This is a genomic window from Flammeovirgaceae bacterium SG7u.111 (assembly GCA_034044135.1).
GTDB lineage: Bacteria > Bacteroidota > Bacteroidia > Cytophagales > Flammeovirgaceae.
Window position 1 is genome coordinate 6040484 of record CP139021.1, and the last position, 21034, is coordinate 6061517.

The 21034-nt window shown below is 40.2% G+C and carries 18 protein-coding genes; 12 read left to right on the forward strand and 6 right to left on the reverse strand.

The window, feature by feature from the left end:
- Positions 1 to 42: 42 nt before the first annotated feature.
- The 4 genes from R9C00_23415 to R9C00_23430 all read right to left on the reverse strand — a co-directional run bounded on the left by R9C00_23415 (position 43) and on the right by R9C00_23430 (position 2863).
- Positions 43 to 714 (reverse strand): GPP34 family phosphoprotein, encoded by a 672-nt coding sequence (locus R9C00_23415; GenBank protein WPO34654.1) that lies wholly within the window; start codon positions 712 to 714, stop codon positions 43 to 45.
- 106 nt (positions 715 to 820) lie between these two features.
- Positions 821 to 1660 (reverse strand): class D beta-lactamase, encoded by an 840-nt coding sequence (gene blaOXA, locus R9C00_23420; GenBank protein ID WPO34655.1) that lies wholly within the window; start codon positions 1658 to 1660, stop codon positions 821 to 823.
- Positions 1661 to 1885: 225 nt separating this feature from the next.
- Entirely contained in the window at positions 1886 to 2254 is a 369-nt protein-coding gene (locus tag R9C00_23425; GenBank protein WPO34656.1) for a hypothetical protein, read from the reverse strand.
- Between the two features lie 87 nt (positions 2255 to 2341).
- Positions 2342 to 2863 carry a DinB family protein gene (locus R9C00_23430; protein WPO34657.1) on the reverse strand — a complete coding sequence of 174 codons (522 nt, stop codon included), beginning with the start codon at positions 2861 to 2863 and terminating at the stop codon, positions 2342 to 2344.
- An 84-nt stretch (positions 2864 to 2947) separates the two neighbouring features.
- On the opposite strand from R9C00_23430, the gene R9C00_23435 reads away from it, so the two are divergent.
- The 12 genes from R9C00_23435 (at position 2948) to R9C00_23490 (ending at position 17691) form a co-directional block, all read left to right on the forward strand.
- Positions 2948 to 3088, forward strand: coding sequence for a hypothetical protein (locus R9C00_23435; GenBank protein WPO34658.1), 141 nt, complete (start codon positions 2948 to 2950; stop codon positions 3086 to 3088).
- A gap of 114 nt (positions 3089 to 3202) precedes the next feature.
- Complete coding sequence (locus R9C00_23440) at positions 3203 to 4129, forward strand: ABC transporter ATP-binding protein (protein WPO34659.1); 927 nt, start codon at positions 3203 to 3205, stop codon at positions 4127 to 4129.
- Positions 4130 to 4156: 27 nt separating this feature from the next.
- The gene (locus R9C00_23445) at positions 4157 to 5488 is read left to right on the forward strand and encodes an ABC transporter permease (GenBank protein ID WPO34660.1); all 1332 of its coding nucleotides are present in this window, start codon (positions 4157 to 4159) and stop codon (positions 5486 to 5488) included.
- Between the two features lie 282 nt (positions 5489 to 5770).
- Positions 5771 to 7081 carry an NADH:ubiquinone reductase (Na(+)-transporting) subunit F gene (nqrF, locus tag R9C00_23450; protein ID WPO34661.1) on the forward strand — a complete coding sequence of 437 codons (1311 nt, stop codon included), beginning with the start codon at positions 5771 to 5773 and terminating at the stop codon, positions 7079 to 7081.
- Between the two features lie 372 nt (positions 7082 to 7453).
- Positions 7454 to 8338, forward strand: coding sequence for a hypothetical protein (locus tag R9C00_23455; GenBank protein WPO34662.1), 885 nt, complete (start codon positions 7454 to 7456; stop codon positions 8336 to 8338).
- Between the two features lie 93 nt (positions 8339 to 8431).
- Complete coding sequence (gene mfd, locus R9C00_23460; protein WPO34663.1) at positions 8432 to 11818, forward strand: transcription-repair coupling factor; 3387 nt, start codon at positions 8432 to 8434, stop codon at positions 11816 to 11818.
- Between the two features lie 151 nt (positions 11819 to 11969).
- Positions 11970 to 13214 carry a gliding motility lipoprotein GldJ gene (gene gldJ, locus R9C00_23465; GenBank protein WPO34664.1) on the forward strand — a complete coding sequence of 415 codons (1245 nt, stop codon included), beginning with the start codon at positions 11970 to 11972 and terminating at the stop codon, positions 13212 to 13214.
- Between the two features lie 609 nt (positions 13215 to 13823).
- Positions 13824 to 14015 carry a hypothetical protein gene (locus tag R9C00_23470; protein ID WPO34665.1) on the forward strand — a complete coding sequence of 64 codons (192 nt, stop codon included), beginning with the start codon at positions 13824 to 13826 and terminating at the stop codon, positions 14013 to 14015.
- A gap of 162 nt (positions 14016 to 14177) precedes the next feature.
- Positions 14178 to 15143, forward strand: coding sequence for a sensor histidine kinase (locus R9C00_23475; protein WPO34666.1), 966 nt, complete (start codon positions 14178 to 14180; stop codon positions 15141 to 15143).
- Positions 15140 to 15916, forward strand: a complete 777-nt coding sequence (locus R9C00_23480) for a LytTR family DNA-binding domain-containing protein (protein WPO34667.1) — start codon at positions 15140 to 15142, stop codon at positions 15914 to 15916. Before R9C00_23475 ends, R9C00_23480 begins: the two co-directional genes overlap by 4 nt.
- 167 nt (positions 15917 to 16083) lie before the next feature.
- Entirely contained in the window at positions 16084 to 17055 is a 972-nt protein-coding gene (locus tag R9C00_23485; GenBank protein ID WPO34668.1) for a YHYH protein, read from the forward strand.
- A gap of 12 nt (positions 17056 to 17067) precedes the next feature.
- A complete protein-coding gene (locus tag R9C00_23490) occupies positions 17068 to 17691 on the forward strand; it encodes a hypothetical protein (protein WPO34669.1) in 624 nt (207 codons plus the stop codon).
- A gap of 87 nt (positions 17692 to 17778) precedes the next feature.
- Here R9C00_23490 and R9C00_23495 read toward each other — a convergent pair whose 3' ends face one another.
- Both R9C00_23495 and R9C00_23500 read right to left on the reverse strand, forming a co-directional pair.
- Positions 17779 to 19263, reverse strand: coding sequence for a Gfo/Idh/MocA family oxidoreductase (locus R9C00_23495; GenBank protein ID WPO34670.1), 1485 nt, complete (start codon positions 19261 to 19263; stop codon positions 17779 to 17781).
- A gap of 127 nt (positions 19264 to 19390) precedes the next feature.
- The gene (locus tag R9C00_23500) at positions 19391 to 20938 is read right to left on the reverse strand and encodes a hypothetical protein (protein WPO34671.1); all 1548 of its coding nucleotides are present in this window, start codon (positions 20936 to 20938) and stop codon (positions 19391 to 19393) included.
- Between the last annotated feature and the right edge of the window lie 96 nt (positions 20939 to 21034).

Below are 21034 nucleotides of genomic sequence, written 5' to 3' on the forward strand. Positions count from 1 at the left end.
GCAGTGGTTCTCACTGCTTTTTCATATTTCTCAGTACTGAAATTAAGAAGTAATCACTACTGTAGTAACCACAATCATCATCACAGCCATAAGTTCTTCATGGATAGCTTTTATAGCTTTATGCATCGATTTGGCTGAAGGCGAGTTTTGCGCCAAATCTATTATCTTCTCTTTTATTGCTTTGGCATTATCTTTCCCAAAAACCTCTTTCACAAGCTCGCAAGTAGCCACTAGGCTAAGTAGCATTACTTCTTCTAGGTTTGGCTCTGCTTTTCCCACGATAATTTGAGACAACTTATTTCTCAAATCAACTTCTGGAGCTGGGTCTTGCGTAGGGTATTTGTTGTATTTGAACACCCAAAGGATTTTTCCTTCTTCTTCAAACAAAATCCGTTCTTTCACCATTTTCTCTATCGACGCTTTTTTGATCTTGGTCGCCTTATTTCCAAATTCTTGCACCCAATGCTTTATAGAGCGCTCTTTTCGGGAAGAAGAGATTTTCTCGAAATAAAAGTCAATATCAACGTCTCCTGTAGGTGAGCTATTCAGCACCTTCACTTTTTTACCGTTAATTTCTATCCGGTTGCGCAAGGCAAGTTCCAAAATAATCGTACTTGCTAATGCATAGGGGAAAGTAGTAGAATCGGCAACTAACGTCCCTTTTTCGTCGTCAAGCGCAAGAAGGGTCAACTTGTCAATGAGGTTAAGTTCCATATTTTGGATTAAGTCGAATAAATGAATATAGACCGAACGGCCATATTTGGTTTACGAGTTTGTTCTTTTAGTGTTTTGCTTATTTGGAAAAAGGTCGAAAACAAGTCTATATCACTATCCCTAAAGCCTTCATAGAAATATCCACCCTTGTTTTGGCAAAATCATCCATATCAAACCCCTCGAGAGGCTCTATATTCGTTGCCACAAAATAGACATTTCTCCCTTTTTCCAAGAAGCCTACAAACCATCCATTATCCACGTCATTTTGGGTTGACCAACCTGTTTTTCCGCTCAGCTGATATTTATCTTTATCCCGCATCAGCATCATGCTTTTCATTATCTGCTCCGTACGAGGTTCAATTGGCAGCTTGGAAAAATACAGCCTTGAAAGGAAGTCGATTTGCTCCCATGGGGTAATTTTAGATTCTCCACGTAGCCAAAACTGATCGATATTGCTCGAGTCTACTACCATATGCCCGTAATTAAGCTTATCCAAATATTGGTTCATTCTTTCAGCTCCTATTTTTCGGGCAACTTCTTGGTAGCACGGTACGCAAGAGAGTTGAAAAGCATCTCTTAGGTACATGTCTTTTTCCCAAATAGCCAAATACCGCTCCTCTCCGTCCCACTCAAAAAATGCGCTATCGTCTTCTACCACACCCGTTTCTAGGGCGATGATCGAATTTGTTATTTTAAAGGTAGAAGCTGGCAATTGCCCTTTTTCTGTCCAATCAAAATCATTGGAATAATACTGGTTAAGTTGAGGGTCAAATACTAAAACAGCGCCTTGTACCCCCTCATCATCTATCACGTTTTGCAGTTCTACAGAGGTGACTTTTTTTATAGCTGAGCCATCAACTTCAGGCAACTCAAGCACTTTCTCTTTTTTAGGAGAGCATGCCAGCAAAAAGGCAAAGGCACAGCATAGCAAATAGTTTTTTTTCATAGTTTGGAGACTTGAGACGAATGGATGGTTACAAATATTGTTTGGGAAAATAGAATTTACAACCCAAATTTGGTTGAGGCAAAATATGAAAAACTAAGGAGTAAGCTTTTTAAAATATTTGGTTGGTTATTTTAGAGCGCGTTCGGATAGAAAAAGCGTGTTTCTCTAAAGCTTAGTAAAAAAGGATACCCCGCCAAAATAAGCAGGGTATTTTTTGTTTTGAAACTAATCTTCTGGATACGGCACAAAAACGAAGTTCACAAAGTCTTCATCCACCACAAAGAGACAACAAAACTCATCAGGGTCTTTGTATGCCGCTTTAAAATCTGCAATATTTTCCTCGCTTATCAATCCTCTTTGCACAAACTCGTCGAGGTAGGAGAAATTGTAGTTCCAGTTAAGAGCCATTTCTTCCTTAGCGATCAACAACTGCCCTATTTCCATTTTTTGCTTGGCTATTGGGAAAATTGAATACTCGGAAATGTTGCGCTTCTTGAGCTGATAAGCAGCTTCTTTGAGCGTGTTTGCCGCGGCAACAAAATCTTTGGTGATGGTACCCAGGTATTTTCCATCGAGTTCCGGATCGTTTAGCATGATATGATTATCGTTTGTTTTTCAATTTTATTGCAAAATTGAACAGATAAAAGCTAAAAGGCAAACCTTAGCTAGGCAGGCTATCATTTACCAGCCCACGTACGTAGGAGGTTTGATCCCGTTCATCCTAAGATAAACAATGGCCTGCGCTCTATGATGGGTCATATGATCGCGCATCAGGTAGACCATCTGCCCTATGCTCAGGTTTTCCCCGGCAAACTTCACTCCTTTGGTTATTTGCAAATCATTCAGGTTGCCTATCGACTTGGAAGTATATTTAAAGGACTGTTCCAAAAGGGCAATCACCTCGTCTTTACCAAGCCCGTCATAGTCGTCACTTTTCATTGGATTTTCTTCGGCCATAATATAGGTAGAATTAATCCAGCTCAAGTTTTCTGCAATATGCACCATAAGCTGGGCGAAAGTGAGCTGCCCATCGCTAGGTTTGTAATCGTATTTTTCGGGAGGCATGAGGTTCGCTACGGCTAGAGTGTACTCCGTGGCGTTTTCCCATGTGGGCATAAATTGCTTGGAGAAGCTTTTTTGCCGCTGGGCAGTGGCCTCAAAACCGAGAAGAGCTAATAGTATAAATGGCAATAGTTTCTTCATTGGAGAAATAGGGTTTGAATTTATTCATCCAAATTAGGTCGATTTTTCTTTTGATGCGAATCTTGTCATAAGATTATTAGGAGCATGGCTACAGAAAAAATTGCGCACTGGGGAAAGAGGGTAAGGGCAAGACCGAAATGGCTGGTGCGCTGGGTGGCTTGCCCACCCAGGACGGGGCTTGCACCTGCCCATTTTCGGGCTGGGCAAAGTGCGCCCAAGGTTTAATTTGAAAAAATCGGGTCTCCTTGTTTGTTGTTAGTTGCTGAGTTCTATTTTTACGGTTTGCTATTTTGCTGCTCAAGCTTTTACCAAACCATAGCTCATACTGAACGAAGATAGATGGAGAACACAGATATTTTAACTGTTGACAAGGTTACGAAACGATATGCCAAGCATACGGCACTGGAGGAGGTGAGCCTAAACATGCCAAAGGGGAGTATTTTTGGGCTGCTGGGACCTAATGGCGCCGGGAAAACATCGCTTATTAGGATTATTACGCAAATTACCGCTGCTGACGAAGGGAAGGTGCTTTTTAATGGGCGTACATTGCAGCGGGAGGATATTGCCCGAATAGGGTATCTGCCCGAGGAAAGAGGGCTTTATAAAAAAATGAAAGTCGGTGAGCAACTGATTTATTTGGCACGGCTGAAGGGGCTTTCGATGCACGACGCAAAGAAAAGAATAAAGTTTTGGTTGGAAAAATTTGATATGACAACCTGGTGGAACAAGGCAATTGAGGACCTTTCGAAAGGGATGCAACAAAAGGTGCAGTTCATTGCGACGATCATCCACCAGCCAGAGCTGTTGATTTTGGATGAGCCTTTTTCGGGCTTCGACCCCATAAACACGAACTTGATAAAAGATGAGATAATGCGGCTGAGAAACGAGGGCTGCTCAATCATTTTTTCGACGCACCGGATGGAATCGGTAGAGGAACTGTGTGATTATATTGCGCTCATAAACCAGTCGAAAAAAGTACTGGAGGGCAAAACGAAGGAAATAAAGGAGAACTACAAGGAGGGAATTTATTTTGTGGAAACGGACAGGGAGATTGCAAGTGGCGGAGAGGATTTTAGTGTGCTTTCGGCAAAAGAAAGTGGGGACGGAACGGTGCAACACAGGGTGAAAATCCATCATGGTTCGCTGAATGATTTTGTGAGCAAGGTGGTGAACCAAGTTTCTATTTGTGCCCTGAGGGAGGAAATCCCTTCGGTGAACGAAATTTTTATCCGAACCGTGGGGGAAACGAATGGTACTTCTCTCTAACTTTATCCAACCTAAACACGAAAAACGGTGAACAAGATATTATTAATAATTAGCAGGGAGTACCTTACCCGGGTGAGGAAAAAGACATTTTTGATTATGTCGCTGATAGGGCCGCTCTTGATCGCCTCGGTATATGTGGTGCCTATTTGGCTTGCCACGCGCGATGGGGATGAAAAAACGGTGCAGGTGGTGGACGACAGCGGGCTTTTTGACCAGAAGTTTGAGAGCAGGAAAAACCTACGGTTCATCTACAACAGCGATAGGATAGAAGAAACGAAAGAAAGCTTCAAAAACAGTAATTACGATGCGCTGCTGTATATTCCCGATATAAACGTGGAAGACCCAACGGGCGTGACGATTTACTCTGAAAAGGGAATTTCGAGCATTACGAGAGAGGTCATTGAGCGTACGATTGAAAAGGTAATAAAAGATATAAAACTGGAAAAAGCAGGGCTTGACAGGGAGGTTCTGAAATCGCTAGATTCCAATGTGGACATCCGTACAATCAACCTTTCGGATGGAGGGGAAAAAGACAGCAATGCAAATATTTCCACCGCAATCGGGCTTTTTGCTGGGTTGCTTGTTTACTTTTTCACCTTTATGTACGGTGCTCAGGTGATGCGTGGGGTGATTGAGGAAAAAACGAACAGAATTATTGAGGTGATCATTTCTTCGGTGAAGCCTTTCCAACTGATGATGGGGAAAATAATAGGAATAGCTGCTGTTGGCCTGACCCAAATACTCATCTGGATAGTATTAGTTACCATTGTCATAAATGTTTCGAGTATGTTCTTGGATACTGGAGCAGTTGCCAAAGACACCCTTAGCAACCAACAGGGCATTATGTCGGCAGCTCCAATTGAGCAACCTATAAAAGTGGAGGCGAATGTATCTGACAACCAAAAAGCTGAACTGTTTAAAGCTATTTCTACGGTTAACTTTCCGTTAATTATCGGAAGCTTTGTCTTTTACTTCTTGTTCGGGTATTTGATGTACGCTTCGCTTTTTGGGGCAGTAGGCGCTGCGGTAGACAGCGAGACAGATACACAGCAATTTATGCTACCCATTACGATTCCACTCATTTTATCGATGATAGTTTCGGGAGCGGTAATAGCCGACCCGCATGGTTCTTTGGCATTTTGGTTCTCCATGATTCCATTAACCTCGCCTGTGATAATGATGGTACGCTTGCCGTTTATCGGGTTTTCGTGGGAGCTTTTCCTCTCTATGGGTCTTTTAATTGCAGGTTTTGTGCTTTCTACTTGGGTTGCCGGACGGATTTATAGGGTTGGAATTCTGATGTATGGGAAAAAAGTGAGTTGGAAAGAGCTGAGCAAATGGTTTTTTTATAAGCCTTGATTGTATTTAGCTTAAAAACTTACGTTTAGGTCGGAAAAAGTCCACTTTTTACTTTCAAAAAGGCAGTACTTTTGATAACGGCAGGGTTACTTGGACAAACCTTGTTTTTGGGAAATGATTGAATTACAAATTGATTGGGCATAAATGCCTTTTTTTCGCTAGAATTGCAGTCCCTTTTAAACAAAGTCATTATACGACCTATTTTATTTCCAAGCGGGTTTTATGGATTGAAACAAAGGGCTATATTTGCGTAAATTTTTCAGAATCTAACAATACAATCAAATGGAATTAACAACAGTTGTTGTTGCGTCAATTGTAGCGTTTGCGATCATCATCTTATTTTTGGTCGTTTTGCTGCTCTTCGCTCAGTCAAAATTGGTACAAAGTGGTGATGTAAAGATCATCATCAACGGTGATACTGAAAATCCAGTAGTTACCTCGGCAGGTTCAACTTTGCTCAGTACGCTTTCTGGCCAAAAGATTTTCTTGCCTTCAGCCTGTGGTGGCGGTGGTACTTGCGCTATGTGTAAGTGCGTGGTAGAAGATGGTGGTGGGGAAGTATTGCCTACAGAAGTTGGCCACTTGAGCCGTAGCGAGCAAGCTGAGAACGTAAGGCTTTCTTGCCAAGTGAAGGTAAAGCAAGACATGACCATCAGGATACCTGAAGAAATCTTCGGTATTAAGAAGTGGGATTGTGAAGTGATATCGAACTACAATGTCGCTACATTCATTAAGGCATTTATTGTAAAACTTCCAGAAGGTGAAAACCTTGACTTTGAGGCTGGTGGATATATCCAGATAGATGTGCCTAAAGTAGAAGTTGATTTTAAAGATATTGATATAGCTCCAGACCCAAGCGATCCGGCTGGTCCAGAAAAATTCAAAGAAGACTGGGATAAGTTCGGTCTTTGGGATTTGAAAATGAAAAATGACGAGGAAGTATTTAGAGCTTACTCGATGGCCAACCACCCAGCAGAAGGAAATATCGTGATGCTGACTATCCGTATTGCTACTCCACCTTGGGATAGAGCTAAAAATGCATGGATGGACGTAAATCCTGGTATTTGTTCTTCTTATGTTTTCTCGAGAAAACCAGGTGATAAAGTAACTATTTCTGGTCCTTATGGTGAATTCTTCATCAAAGATACAGATGCAGAAATGATCTACGTAGGTGGTGGTGCTGGTATGGCACCAATGAGGTCTCACTTGTTCCACCTATTCCACACATTAAAAACTGGTAGAAAAGTAACTTACTGGTACGGTGGTAGGTCTAAGAGAGAATTGTTCTACGAAGACGATTTCAGACAAATTGAAAAAGAGTTCCCTAACTTCCAATTCGAAATTGTATTGTCTGAGCCACTTCCTGAAGACAACTGGAAAGAGAAAAAATCAATTGATGATAAAGAAGGTGACGGTTTCTTAGGTTTCGTTCACAATGCCGTGATCGAACACCAACTGAAAAACCACGATGCTCCTGAAGATATTGAGTTCTACTTCTGTGGACCTCCTATGATGAACCAAGCCGTACTCAAGATGTGTGAAGATTGGGGTGTACCTGATGAGAACGTATCATTCGATGATTTCGGTGGTTAAGATTTCAACTGAAAAATTTGCAAGGCGGGACAGATGTCCCGCCTTTTTTGTTCCTTTCCTCTTACAGTTTATCTCCCTTTGCTTATCTCTTATAAGAGCATATTTTAAACTTTACCTATTTCAATGTAAACGAACACATAAGCGCCTATCCGATTCAATAATCTCACTTAAAATAAAATTCTTCAATAGCGAGCGCTGTTATTTTCGAGTTTTCTTCTTTCGCGAGAACCTCAAAATGGGCCGCCGCTGTGGTAATCATTTTCGCCTGAAAACTTAAATTCTAAACATACTCTAATTTGACTGACCAGAAATCCCCAAACTACTTTTGTTTGAGGATAAAGTCATTATTTTTGTTCCATTAGACGAACAACTATGAATTACCAAAAAAAGAAAATAGCTGAAGCCCCAAGGCATGTTCCTTTTTCGACTGCTGTCCAAGTGATTTTTGGAGGTCTGAGTAATCGAATAGGTTGGCCTATATTTGGTTTTGGGATGATTTTCTTTTGGTTTTTCTCTTTTCGCTCCGAGCTCACCCACCTTCCTTTATATTTTGGAAAAACAGTAACTGTACCCGGTAAAGTGAACCAGGTAAGGGAAACAGGCACGGTGGTAAACGAGCAAAGTATAGAAGAATATTATTTTTCTTTTTGGACGAAAGAGGGGGAAAAGCTAGAAGGCTCGTCTTTTGGAACCGATTACCAATATCACGTTGGCAGTAAGGTATCAGTAGAATACTTGAAAAGCAACCCTGAATATGCCAGAATTGAAGGTTGCCGAACTGCTGAAAATGGGATTGCCATTGGCTTACTTCCTCTTGTGATCCCGCTCATTGGATTGGTAATGGTCACTATAGCTCTCAACGGGGGAATACGCTCATATTGGCTTCTGAAAAAAGGGGTAGCAGGTTATGGAAAACTTACCAGAAAAAAGGCAACGGGAAGGGAAATAAACGATCAGGTTATTTATAAAATGTTCTTCAAGTTCAAGGCCATTGATGGAAATGAATATATGGCGGTGACCCACACTCACGAAACAGATGCACTAGAAGACGAAGAAAAGGAAGTGCTGTTGTATAACCCGCAAAAACCTAGGGAAGGAATACTTTTCGACAATTTGCCCGGTTCTCCTCAGCTAAATGAACTTGGGGAAATCATACCAGCCACCGATGCCAGTGTTACAACATCTTTGCTCATTCCTGTAATTTCTTTATTAGGGAATTTTTTTTATCTTTTTTACCACTTGCACCAAGGACTCTAATTTTTACTTTGTAGAGTTCTCTCAAACCCTTTGAATAAATAAGGGGTTTAATGATTGTTTGAAATCAATACTAGACCATATACACTACGTGCTTTGAAAGCAACAGAATCAAAATCGCCTACTACTGACGTACTATTGGAATTAGATGAGTTTTTCAGCTTCTTTGAAAAAGACAGCTTTCATTCAACGGCTTTAACCGAATTAAAAAACCGGAATGTTGTTCAATTTAAGGGTTTGACGGGAAGTATGGATGCGGTCATTGCAGCTAGCCATTTTCGTAATAGCCCAAGTAGCCATATGTACATCCTGCACGACAAGGAAGAGGCTGCTTATTTCATGAATGACCTCCAACAGCTTCTTCCTACTACCGATATTTTAATTTTCCCCACTTCCTATAAAAAGCCTTACCAGTTTGCTGAAATAGAAAATGCCAATATTCTCCAGCGAGCCGAGGTGCTCAACCAGATAAATGGAAAAAAAGAGGATGTGCTGATAGTTACTTATCCTGATGCCCTCACCGAAAAGGTAATTAACCAGCGGTCTTTGTTGGAAAACACGTTTTCGGCAAAGCTAGGGGAAAAAGTAAGTGTAGATTTTGTAAGCGAACTACTGATAGAGTACGATTTTGAGAAAACAGATTTTGTTTACGAAGCAGGGCAATTTTCGGTAAGAGGAGGAATCATTGATATCTTTTCCTATGCAAATGAGCTTCCCTATAGGTTAGAGCTATTTGGAGATGAAATTGATAATATCCGAACTTTTGACCCCATCACCCAACTTTCTGTTGAAACCAAGACGTTTGTTTCCATTATCCCTAATGTTCAAACAAAACTTTTACAGGAAGTGAGAGATTCTTTTTTGAACTTCATTCCTAAAAACACAGTCGTTTGGCTTAAGGATTACCAACTCACCACCGATACTTTTTCAAAGTATTTTCAAAGTGCTACAGAGGATTTCAATTCTATTTTAAAAGCTTGCGGAGATACGCAAGTAATAAGCCATCCTGAAGACTTATTTGTTTCTACAGAAGTATTTGAAGAACAGCTTTCTGCCTTTACCAAAGTTGAATTTGGAAACCGCTTTTACCTCAAAACAAAACTAACTTTTGATTTTAACTCATCGCCCCAGCCCAATTTCAACAAGGATTTTAATTTGCTAAAAGATGAGCTAGACCAAAAGGAATCGAAAGGGTATAAAAATATAATCATAGCAGAGTCGCAACGCCAGCTCGATAGGCTAAAAACGATTTTTGAAGAGATTGACCCGGACTTGGAGTACAGAGAAATGCGCCTTTCGCTCCGATCGGGCTTTATCGATGAAATCACAAAAGTAGTTTGCTATACCGATCACCAGATTTTTGAACGGTTTCATCGCTATCACGAGAAAAAAAAATATTCTAAGTCAAAAGCCCTCACCCTAAAAGAACTCCGAGAGCTAAAAGTTGGAGATTATATCACCCATATTGACTATGGCATCGGTCGCTTTGGCGGGATGGAAAAGGTGGTAAATAATGAGCGCCCTCAAGAAGCTATCCGGCTCATCTATAGAGATGATGATATCTTATACCTGAGTGTACACAGCTTGCACAAACTTTCTAAATATTCTGGGCAGGAAACCAAAGCGCCGAAAATGAGCAAGCTAGGCTCGCCCGAATGGGAGCAGAAAAAGACCAAAGCGAAGAAGAAAATCAAGGATATAGCCAAAGACTTGATCACGCTCTACGCAAAACGGAAAACAGCACCTGGCTATCAGTTTGGAACAGACAATTACATGCAAGCTGAGCTTGAGTCGTCTTTTTTATACGAAGAAACACCTGACCAGGCAAAAGCCATTGAAGATGTAAAAGTAGATATGGAACAGCCTCACCCTATGGACAGACTGGTTTGCGGCGATGTAGGATTTGGCAAAACGGAAGTGGCAGTACGTGCGGCTTTTAAAGCAATTTGTGACAGCAAACAAGTTGCTGTTTTGGTACCTACTACTATTTTGGCCGTACAACACTACAATACATTTAAAAATAGGTTAGATAAATTTCCCTGTCGGATTGAGTTTATAAATAGATTTAAAACTGCAAAAGAAATACGGAAAACACTAAAAGAAGCAGCAGAGGGCAAAATTGACATTCTGATAGGTACTCACAGGATCATAAGCAAAGATGTAAAATTCAAAAACCTTGGGCTTATGATCATAGATGAGGAACAGAAGTTTGGGGTGAAAGCAAAAGAACGCTTGAAAGAACTATGCATTAATGTAGATTCCCTAACCCTCACGGCGACACCAATCCCCAGAACTTTGCAGTTTTCTTTGATGGGAGCGAGAGATTTGTCCATTATTTCCACTCCCCCACCCAACCGCCAACCTGTTACTACCGAGCTTCAAACGTATAGCGATGAAATTATACGAGATGCCATACGCCGGGAATTGTACAGAGGAGGTCAAGTTTTCTTTGTTCATAACCGAATAAAAGATATTGAAGCAGTTGCAAATAGTATTTTAAGCCTAGTACCTGATGCTCGGGTAGCTTATGCTCATGGGCAAATGGACGGTGTGAGGCTGGAAAAAATAATGATGGCCTTTATTGATGGAGATTATGACGTGTTGGTTTCTACCAATATTATCGAGTCAGGGCTTGATATTCCAAATGCTAACACCATTATTATAAATCGGGCCCACACCTTTGGTCTTTCAGATCTTCACCAAATGCGTGGAAGAGTTGGACGATCCAATAAAAAAGCTTATTGTTACCTCATCACCCCAGCATTAATTGGCCTTTCGGCAGATTCGAGGAAAAGACTAAGTACCTTGGAAGAGTTTTCTGATCTTGGCGATGGGTTCAAAGTTGCTATGCGAGATTTGGACATTAGGGGCGCTGGTAATTTATTGGGTGGAGAACAAAGCGGTTTTATTACCGACCTAGGTTTTGACACTTATAATAAAATACTAGAGGAGGCAATTGGCGAACTGAAAGAAAAAGAGTTCAGAGATTTGTTCAAAAAAGAGCTAGAACTTACAGAGGGACAATTAAAAGTTGACTGTACGGTTGAGACAGACTTTGAAATATTGATCCCAGAAGATTATGTCACAAATATTTCTGAACGTTTGAACCTCTATATAGCTGCAGATGCTGTTTCTAACCCAAAAGGTTTAGAAAAGTTTTCAACTTCACTAATCGATCGCTTTGGGCCTCTCCCAAACCAAGTAGAGGACTTATTGGAGACAATTAGGCTTAGGTGGAAATGTGAAAAATTGGGTATTGAGAAACTTATTTTAAAATCTGGTACGCTCAAATCCTATTTAGCTGAACATGAGAATGCTTCGTATTATCAATCCAACCTTTTTGGGAAAATATTGAAATATGTTGGAAAAAATCCGAGGACTTGTAGATTAAAAGAGGCAAAAAAACGTGTTATTTTTATAGTAGAAGACATTTCTTCCATACATGAAGCTATGCACTGTATAAATGAAATTTTGGAAGAATAGTTTTTTAGGTACAATTATTGAATTAGTTACATCGATATATTTTTACCTTCCAATTTCCAGTGGCAATAAAAATATACAGTCTTAGTTAATTAGAAAGTTAATCAAAATCTTGAGAAAGATACATAGCCTGAAATCATTTAATAAATTAATTATGAACAGATTGAAAAGCCTTTTTCACTTGCTTTTTCTACTTTCAGTCTCAACACTCATCTTGAGTAGTTGCGGTAAAAAGAATGACTTTCCATCTGCAATGGATCCAGGTAAGCGAAGTACCACTACAGGTATGGCTTACAACGGAAAAGATGAGAATTCTTTTGGAGTAAGAAAATATTATGGACAACCAGTAGGACCAAACCTTCGCTATATTGAAGGTGGTAGAGTTGTTTTAGGATCTTATGAAGAAGATCTTATGGGCTCTATGGATAACCTAGAAAGAACAGTTACTGTATCGTCTTTTTATATGGACGAAACAGAGATTACCAATATCAACTGGCAAGAATACCTTCACTATGTAAGAGATTCAGGCGCTGTTTATTGGGAAGAGGCTTTGCCAGATACAACAGTTTGGTCAAAAGAACTTGCTTTTAACGATCCATATGTTGATAATTACTTCCGTTACCCTGGCTTCAGGTTCCACCCTGTAGTAGGTGTAAGTTGGTTGCAAGCAAAGAACTACTGTACATGGAGAACTTCAGTGGTAAATCGTAACCTAGTAATGAAAAACGGTACTGACGAAGAAGTTTCTGCAGCAGAAGCGGGTGATAAAATTCCTCTTGAGTCTGGTATTGTAGTTCCAAACTATAGGCTACCAACCGAATCTGAGTGGGAATATGCAGCACAAGCACTAATAGGTGTACAAGAATATGACGAAAACCAAAGCCACAGAAGACTTTATCCTTGGGATGGTCACTCTACAAGGAATCCATATGGAGATCAAATGGGCAACTTTATGGCCAACTTCAAAAGAGGTCGTGGTGACTATGCTGGTATCGCTGGTAAGTTGAATGATGGGGCTATGATTACTGAACCTGTTTACAACAACCCTCCTAACGATTACGGTTTGTATAACATGGCTGGTAATGTAAGTGAGTGGGTTGAAGATATTTACCGTCCACTTTCATACCAAGATATGGAAGACCTTAACCCAGTTAGGAACAGTGGTTTCTTAGATGATGCAGCTTGGGATTATGTTTATGACAAGCCACAATGGTCTACATTTATTGATAACCATGTAAGGGTTTATAAAGGTGGTTCTTGGAAAGATGTAGCTTACTGGTTATCTCCTGGTACAAGAAGATACCTTGAAGAAGATTCAGCAACTGCTACCATTGGTTTCCGTTGTACGATGATTGCAGCTGATGCAACTCCTCCAGATGGCAACAAGCTTAAAAGATAAGAATAGATTAAAATTCTAAAAAAAATACCTGAAGAGGAAATTCCTCTTCAGGTATTTTTTTATGTTCAAGAATAAACTTCTGGCATGGTGAAGTACAAAGTAGCCGTAGCTCCCTTCTTTTCCTCGTTCTCTAGCCAAATATCACCTTTGCGCATCTCCATTATTTTTTCACAGCTTGCCAGACCAATACCACTTAAAACTTGACGCTACCGTAGACCATGAAACTGAGAAGTTAGTTAAAACTCTGAAAATAAATCACAAACAAAGGTTAACGAATAACAACCTTTGGCATTGTTGCTTTATAAAAGTCAACTTTTGTAGCCAACCTATATCAAGGATAGTCACTAGTCCAGTTTTCCCTGAAGTTGGCTTACAGCTTGAGTTCTAAAAATTTCATATTCTATAATTATTACATCCCTTCATGATTGAAAAAATGTGTCCAATCTAAGGAGATTAAGAACTATAAACCTGTAATTCTCAGTAGAAGCTAATAAAAGAAATGTATCTCCTAAATTACTTAATTGAGACCGCGCCGAACTTACCAACCCCACTTTCCGTTAAAAAGTCATACATTTGCATCAATATCTAATTTTAAAAAATCCATAAATCATGAGCAAACAGAAAAAGAAGCGGCAAAAGCGACCTGCTGAGCTGCAAGCACTGAAAGTAGCAATTACCAATACCCTGAAAACACGAGTGGTAAAAAGTAAGAAAACCTATACGAGGAAGATGAAGCACAAAAAGCTAGAACCTTCCTCTTTTTTTATGTCTTTTCTAGCCAATCGACTTCTTTTTTCATAACCTTCTCCCCTCCCCTTCAACAAATCAATGCCTTTCTTTTCTGTTTCACTTCCCCATTTTTCCACTTGAGTTCCAGTCTATTTGTCAAACCCATTTAATTATTCTTCTTTTGAGAAAGGTATGCCCTAGTCCAAAGAAGTCAGGTATTACCTATGAAAACGTATGAAGAAATCTTACAAAAAAGTCTTCTTGATCATAGTAGTTCTCATGCTCTCTGGACCTATTATGGAAAGCATTCGAATATCTATGGGTAGGCATCGGCTGCCACTTCCTGTTCTTTCCGGCATTCAGCTACTGTGCATTTTGGGAAGTATTTTTCTTGATAGCCAACTTACCAAGTACAATAAAAAACCGTTTGTTTCCTATATTTCAATAAGTATTGCCAACATTTTATTTGTATCCTTAGCATTATTCATTTTCCATTCCATCACACAAACTCCCTTTATTTATATCCGCTCTATCAGCATTTCTTTCACCGTCAGCCTGTACTTCATTTTTGCAGATCAGATAGAAAGAAACCGAGCTAAAAAGCAAGAAAACGAGGAGTTAAAAAGCCAAAAGTCGAAGGCGGAAATGGAGGTGCTAAAGCAACAGATAAACCCGCACTTTTTGTTTAATAGCCTTAACACGCTCAAGGAGCTGATAGAAGAAGACCAAGGAAGTGCTGTTCAGTATCTCCAAAAGTTTTCGAAACTTTACCGCTATGTTCTCGCTTCCAACGGGCAAGATTTGGTAAGAATAGAAGAGGAGCTAGAATTTTTAGAAAAGTATTTCCAACTGCTGCAAAAGCGCTTTGGCGATAGACTAACCATGAGCCTCCACAATTCGGAAGTGGCGAAGGGCAAGCTTATACCGCCCATGAGCTTACAACTTTTACTGGAAAATGCCATTAAGCACAACGAGGTATCCAACGAACACCCGCTCCATGTCGATTTTACTTTCCATCCAGACAGTGTGGAAATTGAAAATAAAGTAAAAAGCAAAACTTCTTTTGTGCAAAGCAATGGACTAGGGCTAAGTAACTTGGAATTTAGAGTTCGGCACTTTTTGCATAAAGAAATCACTTTTGGGTTCACGGAAAATCAAGATAAATTCAGGGTTTTATTACCAATTAGCGAACAAATATGAGTAGAAAATTCACAGTTTTACTGATAGAAGATGAAAATGCCGCCAAGCGGGCATTAAAAAGAGCATTGGGCAAGCTCAATTTTGAGCACCAAATTCTTGAAGAATTTGAGACGGTAAAAGGAGCTGCAGCGTGGCTGAAAACCAACAATACCCCCGACCTCATTTTTATGGACATCCAACTCTCCGATGGAATTTCCTTCGAAATTTTTGACAAAGTTACCATCCAAAGTCCCGTAATTTTCACTACGGCTTACGATGAATATGCCATCCAGGCCTTTCGGGTAAACGGACTGGATTATCTCCTAAAACCCATAGACGACGAAGACCTTTCTGAGGCAATTGAGCGGTTTAAAACCAACTTCTCTACCAACTCAACCAGGGCCGAGGACTTGAGCAGCTTGCACCAAGTGCTGCAAAAGCTTCACAAGCCTGCATATAGGGAAAGCTTTTTGGTACACCACAAGCACAAAATGCTAATGATAAACGTGCAGGACATTGCTTATTTTTATGTGAACAATAAAGTCACGTACATCAAAAGCAACAAGAACCAAGACTATGCGCTCGACATAAAAATGGAGGAAATTGAGAAACAAGTTGACCCTGCCCAGTTCTTCCGTGCCAATAGGCAATACCTCGTTTCTAAGCGTAGCATCCAAGAAATCGAGTTCTATTTCAATAGTAAACTAAGCCTTACACTGCATCCTCCCACCCTCGAGCTTGTGACCATTAGCAAGGAAAAAGCTCCTAGCTTTAAATTCTGGGCAAATAAGTAATCCGTTTCAGTTCTCGATTCGGAGGTTTCAGTTTTGAGTTTCGCCGTTTTGGCTTTAATCGCCAGCATTGAGGGTATACAGCTCGTATTTTTATAGTGTAAATCATTCTTATCCAAACACCAATTTGGAAAAAGGTCTAAATACTAACACAACAAAAATACATTCTAATGAAAACTCCATTGAACATGCATACGCTTTTACTTTTACTTGGCCTATTCATCGCATCCTGTGATGGAAATGACGGTGAAATAGAAGAAGAAGTACTAGATCCAAGTGATTGTGACGATGTAGCAACTGTCGACCTTGGCAACCGAGGGGTTTGTAGTGAATCGTTGAGCTATACTTCTGAAGTCAACTTCAGTATAGATGGAGATAGCCGGGTGATTACTTCCAATGCTATTCCCGACCATAAAGTTGGGCTTTTTGGTGGGGGGCAAGGCTCGCTCAATCCAAATGCAATTGGAGAGGTGGAAGAGACCTACCGAATACCACTTTTTCCTAGTCTTTCGGGTAGTATTACCCCTTTGCTCAGTACTACTTCTGGTCCGCAATATGAATTTGGAATAATGCTAAATGGGGTCATTCTGGATCCGGAAGCCGCAGAGCCATGGCCGCACAGTGGAAGTTTTTTCAACTCAAACGTCAACTGGGAGTGGAATTTGGATGCGATGTCCATAAATCTTGGCCTAGATTGCAACAATGCTCATGTTCAACCAACGGGAAAATATCATTACCATGGTGTACCTACTTTGTACCTAGAATCAATAAATGCTACTTCCAACCAAATGACCTTGATAGGCTATGCTGCCGACGGCTTCCCCATCTACTACATGTACGGTTACAAAGAAGCAAGCAACAGCTCAAGTGGAATTACTGCACTCAACTCGAGCTTTTCCCTCAAGCAGGGCGACCGACCTGGCGATGGCGACTCTGCCCCTTGCGGCGAATACTCTGGAATTTACACGAATGACTACGAATATGTGGGTGGAGATGGTGATCTGGACGAGTGTAACGGAAGAACAGGAGTAACGCCAGAATACCCAAATGGCACCTATTATTATGTAATAACGGAAGATTTCCCTTTCCTTCCACGCTGCCTCAAAGGAACACCTTCAGCAGATTTTAAAATTGGAAGGTAATACTCTAAAGCTATGAAAAAAACAGTTATAATACTTGTAATCGGGTTGCTCAGCTTTATAAATATTGCCTTGGCTCACAGCCCCAAAGAGACTTACGCTACCCTGGAAATCAAAAACAGTAACCTTATTGTGACCTTAGATGTACCTTGGTCTATAAACAATGCATTGAGAGAAGGTAATCCTTACATAAAGGATGATATTGATGAGGACGTATTTATAGAATTTGCCAAAACGTACCTTATTTTAAATTTTGAAGTAAGAAAAGAAGAAGAACTAGTGCGACCAACTAATATTGAAATACTGGAGGGAGATCATTTCCACAATGCACGAATCAGTATTGAATTTCCATGCAGTGAACTAGCGGGACTATCTATCAAAAACACTTTACTTTTCAACCTCAATCCTAATCAAAGAAATTACCATAAGGTGAAAATTACTGATGCAACTCCTAAAAACTACATCACCTTCCAAGAATTACCCACTTTTCAGATCAAAGGAAAAAGCCAAATGGCAGGCATAGCCCCAATAACCATTGGTTCGATAGCTACCCTAGCTCTTATCAGCATATTTTTTCTTATTGTAAGAAATAGAAAAATTCGAATTATGAAAATTCAAGACAGTTCTTACAGTGTGTAGTTTTTCAAACGACCTCACTGTAAGCTTTCCAGCAGCCCCAAAGAGTTCTTATTCTCTTTGGGGCTGTTATTTTTATAAACCTGAAGTTTATAATGACCAACCTTCTCTGTAATCCCTAAATACATATTGGTTGGCATCCTCACTATTGGTGATTTTCATACTTTTTCCATCCCATAAGAAACGTTTTCTTCCCTCAAACTCCAATCGTTGCTTCTCGTTCATCTTACCATGTTGGTAACTCCGGATAGCCAAATTACCCATCAGCACCGTTTCGGTCAGAGGGCCTGCATAATCGAATGATGATCTCAATCCTTTATGTTTCTTACCATTAAACCCATCTTTGATCGCATCTGTCCACAATACTTGATGACCGTATTCTGGTTTCGTTTTTTCATAGATATTCTTGCCATCGTAGCCTTCTGGCATAGTCAGTTTCTCACCGCTGTTCAGATAGACCATTGGTCTCAATCCGTAGACCCCACAAGTCATAATTCCCTTATCGCCAATCATCATCACGCCATTTTGAGAGCTTTCATCACCCAAAGGATCATCTGCGGGGATAAGTTCTGGGTGGAATGGCCTAATGCCGCCATCGTACCAAGTCATGGTAATTCCTGACTTGTTCTTTTTGGTTTTAGGAAACTTGAGCTGTACATGTGACGAAGGAGGGCAACCTTCTGGAATATACTCCGGTGTCCAATCTTTGGTAAATACCTGACCTACGCTGCACTCTACCTCGGTTGGGTAGCCAAGTTCCAACACTCTAAAAGGAGGGTCGATCAAATGGCAGCCCATATCGCCCAATGCACCTGTTCCAAAATTCCACCAACCTCTCCATTTGAACGGGTGGAAAAGTGGATGGTAATCTACGTACTCGGCAGGACCGATAAACTTGTCCCAATCATCTTTGGAGATATGTTCTGGTACGGCTGGTTTTTCAGTTGGGAACGGAATTCCTTGTGGCCACACAGGGCGGTTAGTCCAGACATAAACTTCTTTTACCGTACCAATTAGCCCTTTTTCAAACCATTCTATCATCTGCTGCTGACCAGGGTTAGATGCACCTTGGTTTCCCATTTGCGAAACGATTTTGTATTTCCTAGCTGCTTCGGTAAGCGTACGAGCCTCCTTAATGTTATGAGTAAGAGGCTTCTGAACATACACATGCTTGCCTAGTTGCATAGCGGCCATTGCCGCAGTTGCATGAATGTGGTCTGGAGCAGAAATAGTTACAGCATCTATTTCTTTCATTTCCTCCAGCATTTTTCTGAAATCGTTATAGTATTTGGCTTTGGGCCATAGATCTGTAGCATTTTTGCACCTATTTTTATCCACATCACAAATACCTACAACATTATCTCCGCCTTCGTTCCACGCATTTTTGATATCTGACCAGCCTTTCCCGCCAGCACCGATCGCCGCAATATTCAGTTTGTCGCTAGGCGCTTTGTAGCCTACTCCGCCAAGTACGTGCCGCGGTACAATCATAAAGCCAGCCGCAGCCAATGCCGAACCTTTCAGAAATTCTCGTCTCTGTGTTTTTTGGGTCTTTGGGTATTTGTCTTTTTTCATTTTAGGGGTTTGTTTTAATTATCTTATTTACTAGGCAAAAGCTTGAATCTGTCCATTTCAAACGTTTGCTTTAAGTTAAAACATCCTTTCTGTTTCCCCTAAAAATGTGGCATTGTTTTTTTGATTTTTACTTCTTCGCTAGGTATTTCCAGAAAAAACTATCGGTTTTGCCCATGTATTGTTTGGTTATTACATCTCTAAATTCTACATCGGTAATCCAAGGAGAGTGCTCTGGAGTAGATATGGGAAAAAACTCCGCTCCAAGATATGAGCCCATAATAGACATTGACATCATGTGGATAGGAGTAAGTGCTGCTGTAGCTAGTAAAAAAACAAATACCCAAAACCGTAAATTTCTTCGTGCATGTGCTAAGAAACGTATAATCAATATCCAAAAAATCAAAAGAATGGAGAAAGGGACATCAATCAACCAGTCATTGTAAAAACCTAATTTATAAAAGGGAAGCAATATCAGTATTCCTATAACCATCAAAAAGTCAGTTTTAAATGATTTCATGCGGTAAAAAGGGTGAACAAGAAATGCATATATGCCAAATTCAATGAGATAGAAGAAAAACAAAACAAAGGGAATAGTCCTCCAATTTATAAATTCCCAGAGAAACCCTTTAGGTGATATGGGGTAATGAGCAAGTAAAAAAGATAACATCACTAAACCAAGACCAATTGCTGTAAACAAATTATGAGTACTGAAATTGGTTTTGAAGTCATTTCTAAAAAGGTAAACCAGAGCTAAAAAAACACATCCAATAGCAGCTAACGTGGAGATGTTTATCGTCAGTACTACTATTAATCCAATGTATATATTTTTTTTCTTAAAACTCCCTTCCCAATAAATCCAAGCTCCTGCCAACCAAGCCCCCATTGCATGTTGTGGCATCCAACTGATAAACCTGTTTATATCCCGATAGTTAAAGTTTTGAGCTTTTGCGGCAGCTCCCCAATTATGTAAAAGCATACCATCTAAACCATTGTATAATACAATTTCCCAAAACGAATCATCAAACCCATGGTGTACTACAGACTGCACAAGCCGATAAACAGCTGCGTAAACATCAAGGCCTGCCAAAAGTGGGAAAATCAAAAAAAGCAAACTTCCTTTTTTTAACCCAGCAAGTTTTCTAATCCAGAAAAAGGTCAATACAACCCCAATCCAAGTCCAAATAAAAAGATAAATATTTGCATACTGAATGTGGGTAAGTTTACTTAAAAACGCCGTAGGAAGGTAGTAACCTAGATAATAACACAGAAAGGTAGTCTCTCCTTTTACAACATCGGAGTCTCCAAGAATTACTGGCCAAGCCTTTTCCGTAAGTTCTCTTACAATAGAATTATGTTTTTCGTAATCACCAAACTGCCTAAACACCCCACCTGAACCTGCCACTAACAACCAAACAGTAACCACAATAACCATTAACCACAAAGCCTTTTTTGTGATTTCGGACTTTGCCCAAGGAAGTGATGCTTCTTTATTTTCGAGGTAGATTCTCCAACCTGACCAGAGCAAAGCCAATGAAACCGGAATAGCGATGTACCAATGCAGCCAACCTAGTACAAAAATAAGATTTGGAATGCCTAAATAAAGAAAAGTAAAAATAACCAACCAGCTCTGTTCGCTAGCTTTATAGGGGGGCAGTTTGGGGCTTAGAATTTTCATCACCCCCAATTTTAAGCAACAGCGCACAAAATACAACACAAAACCCTCTCCTATTATGAAAAAAACTATAGTTTTTGAAAAGTTGCCTAAGCGTGA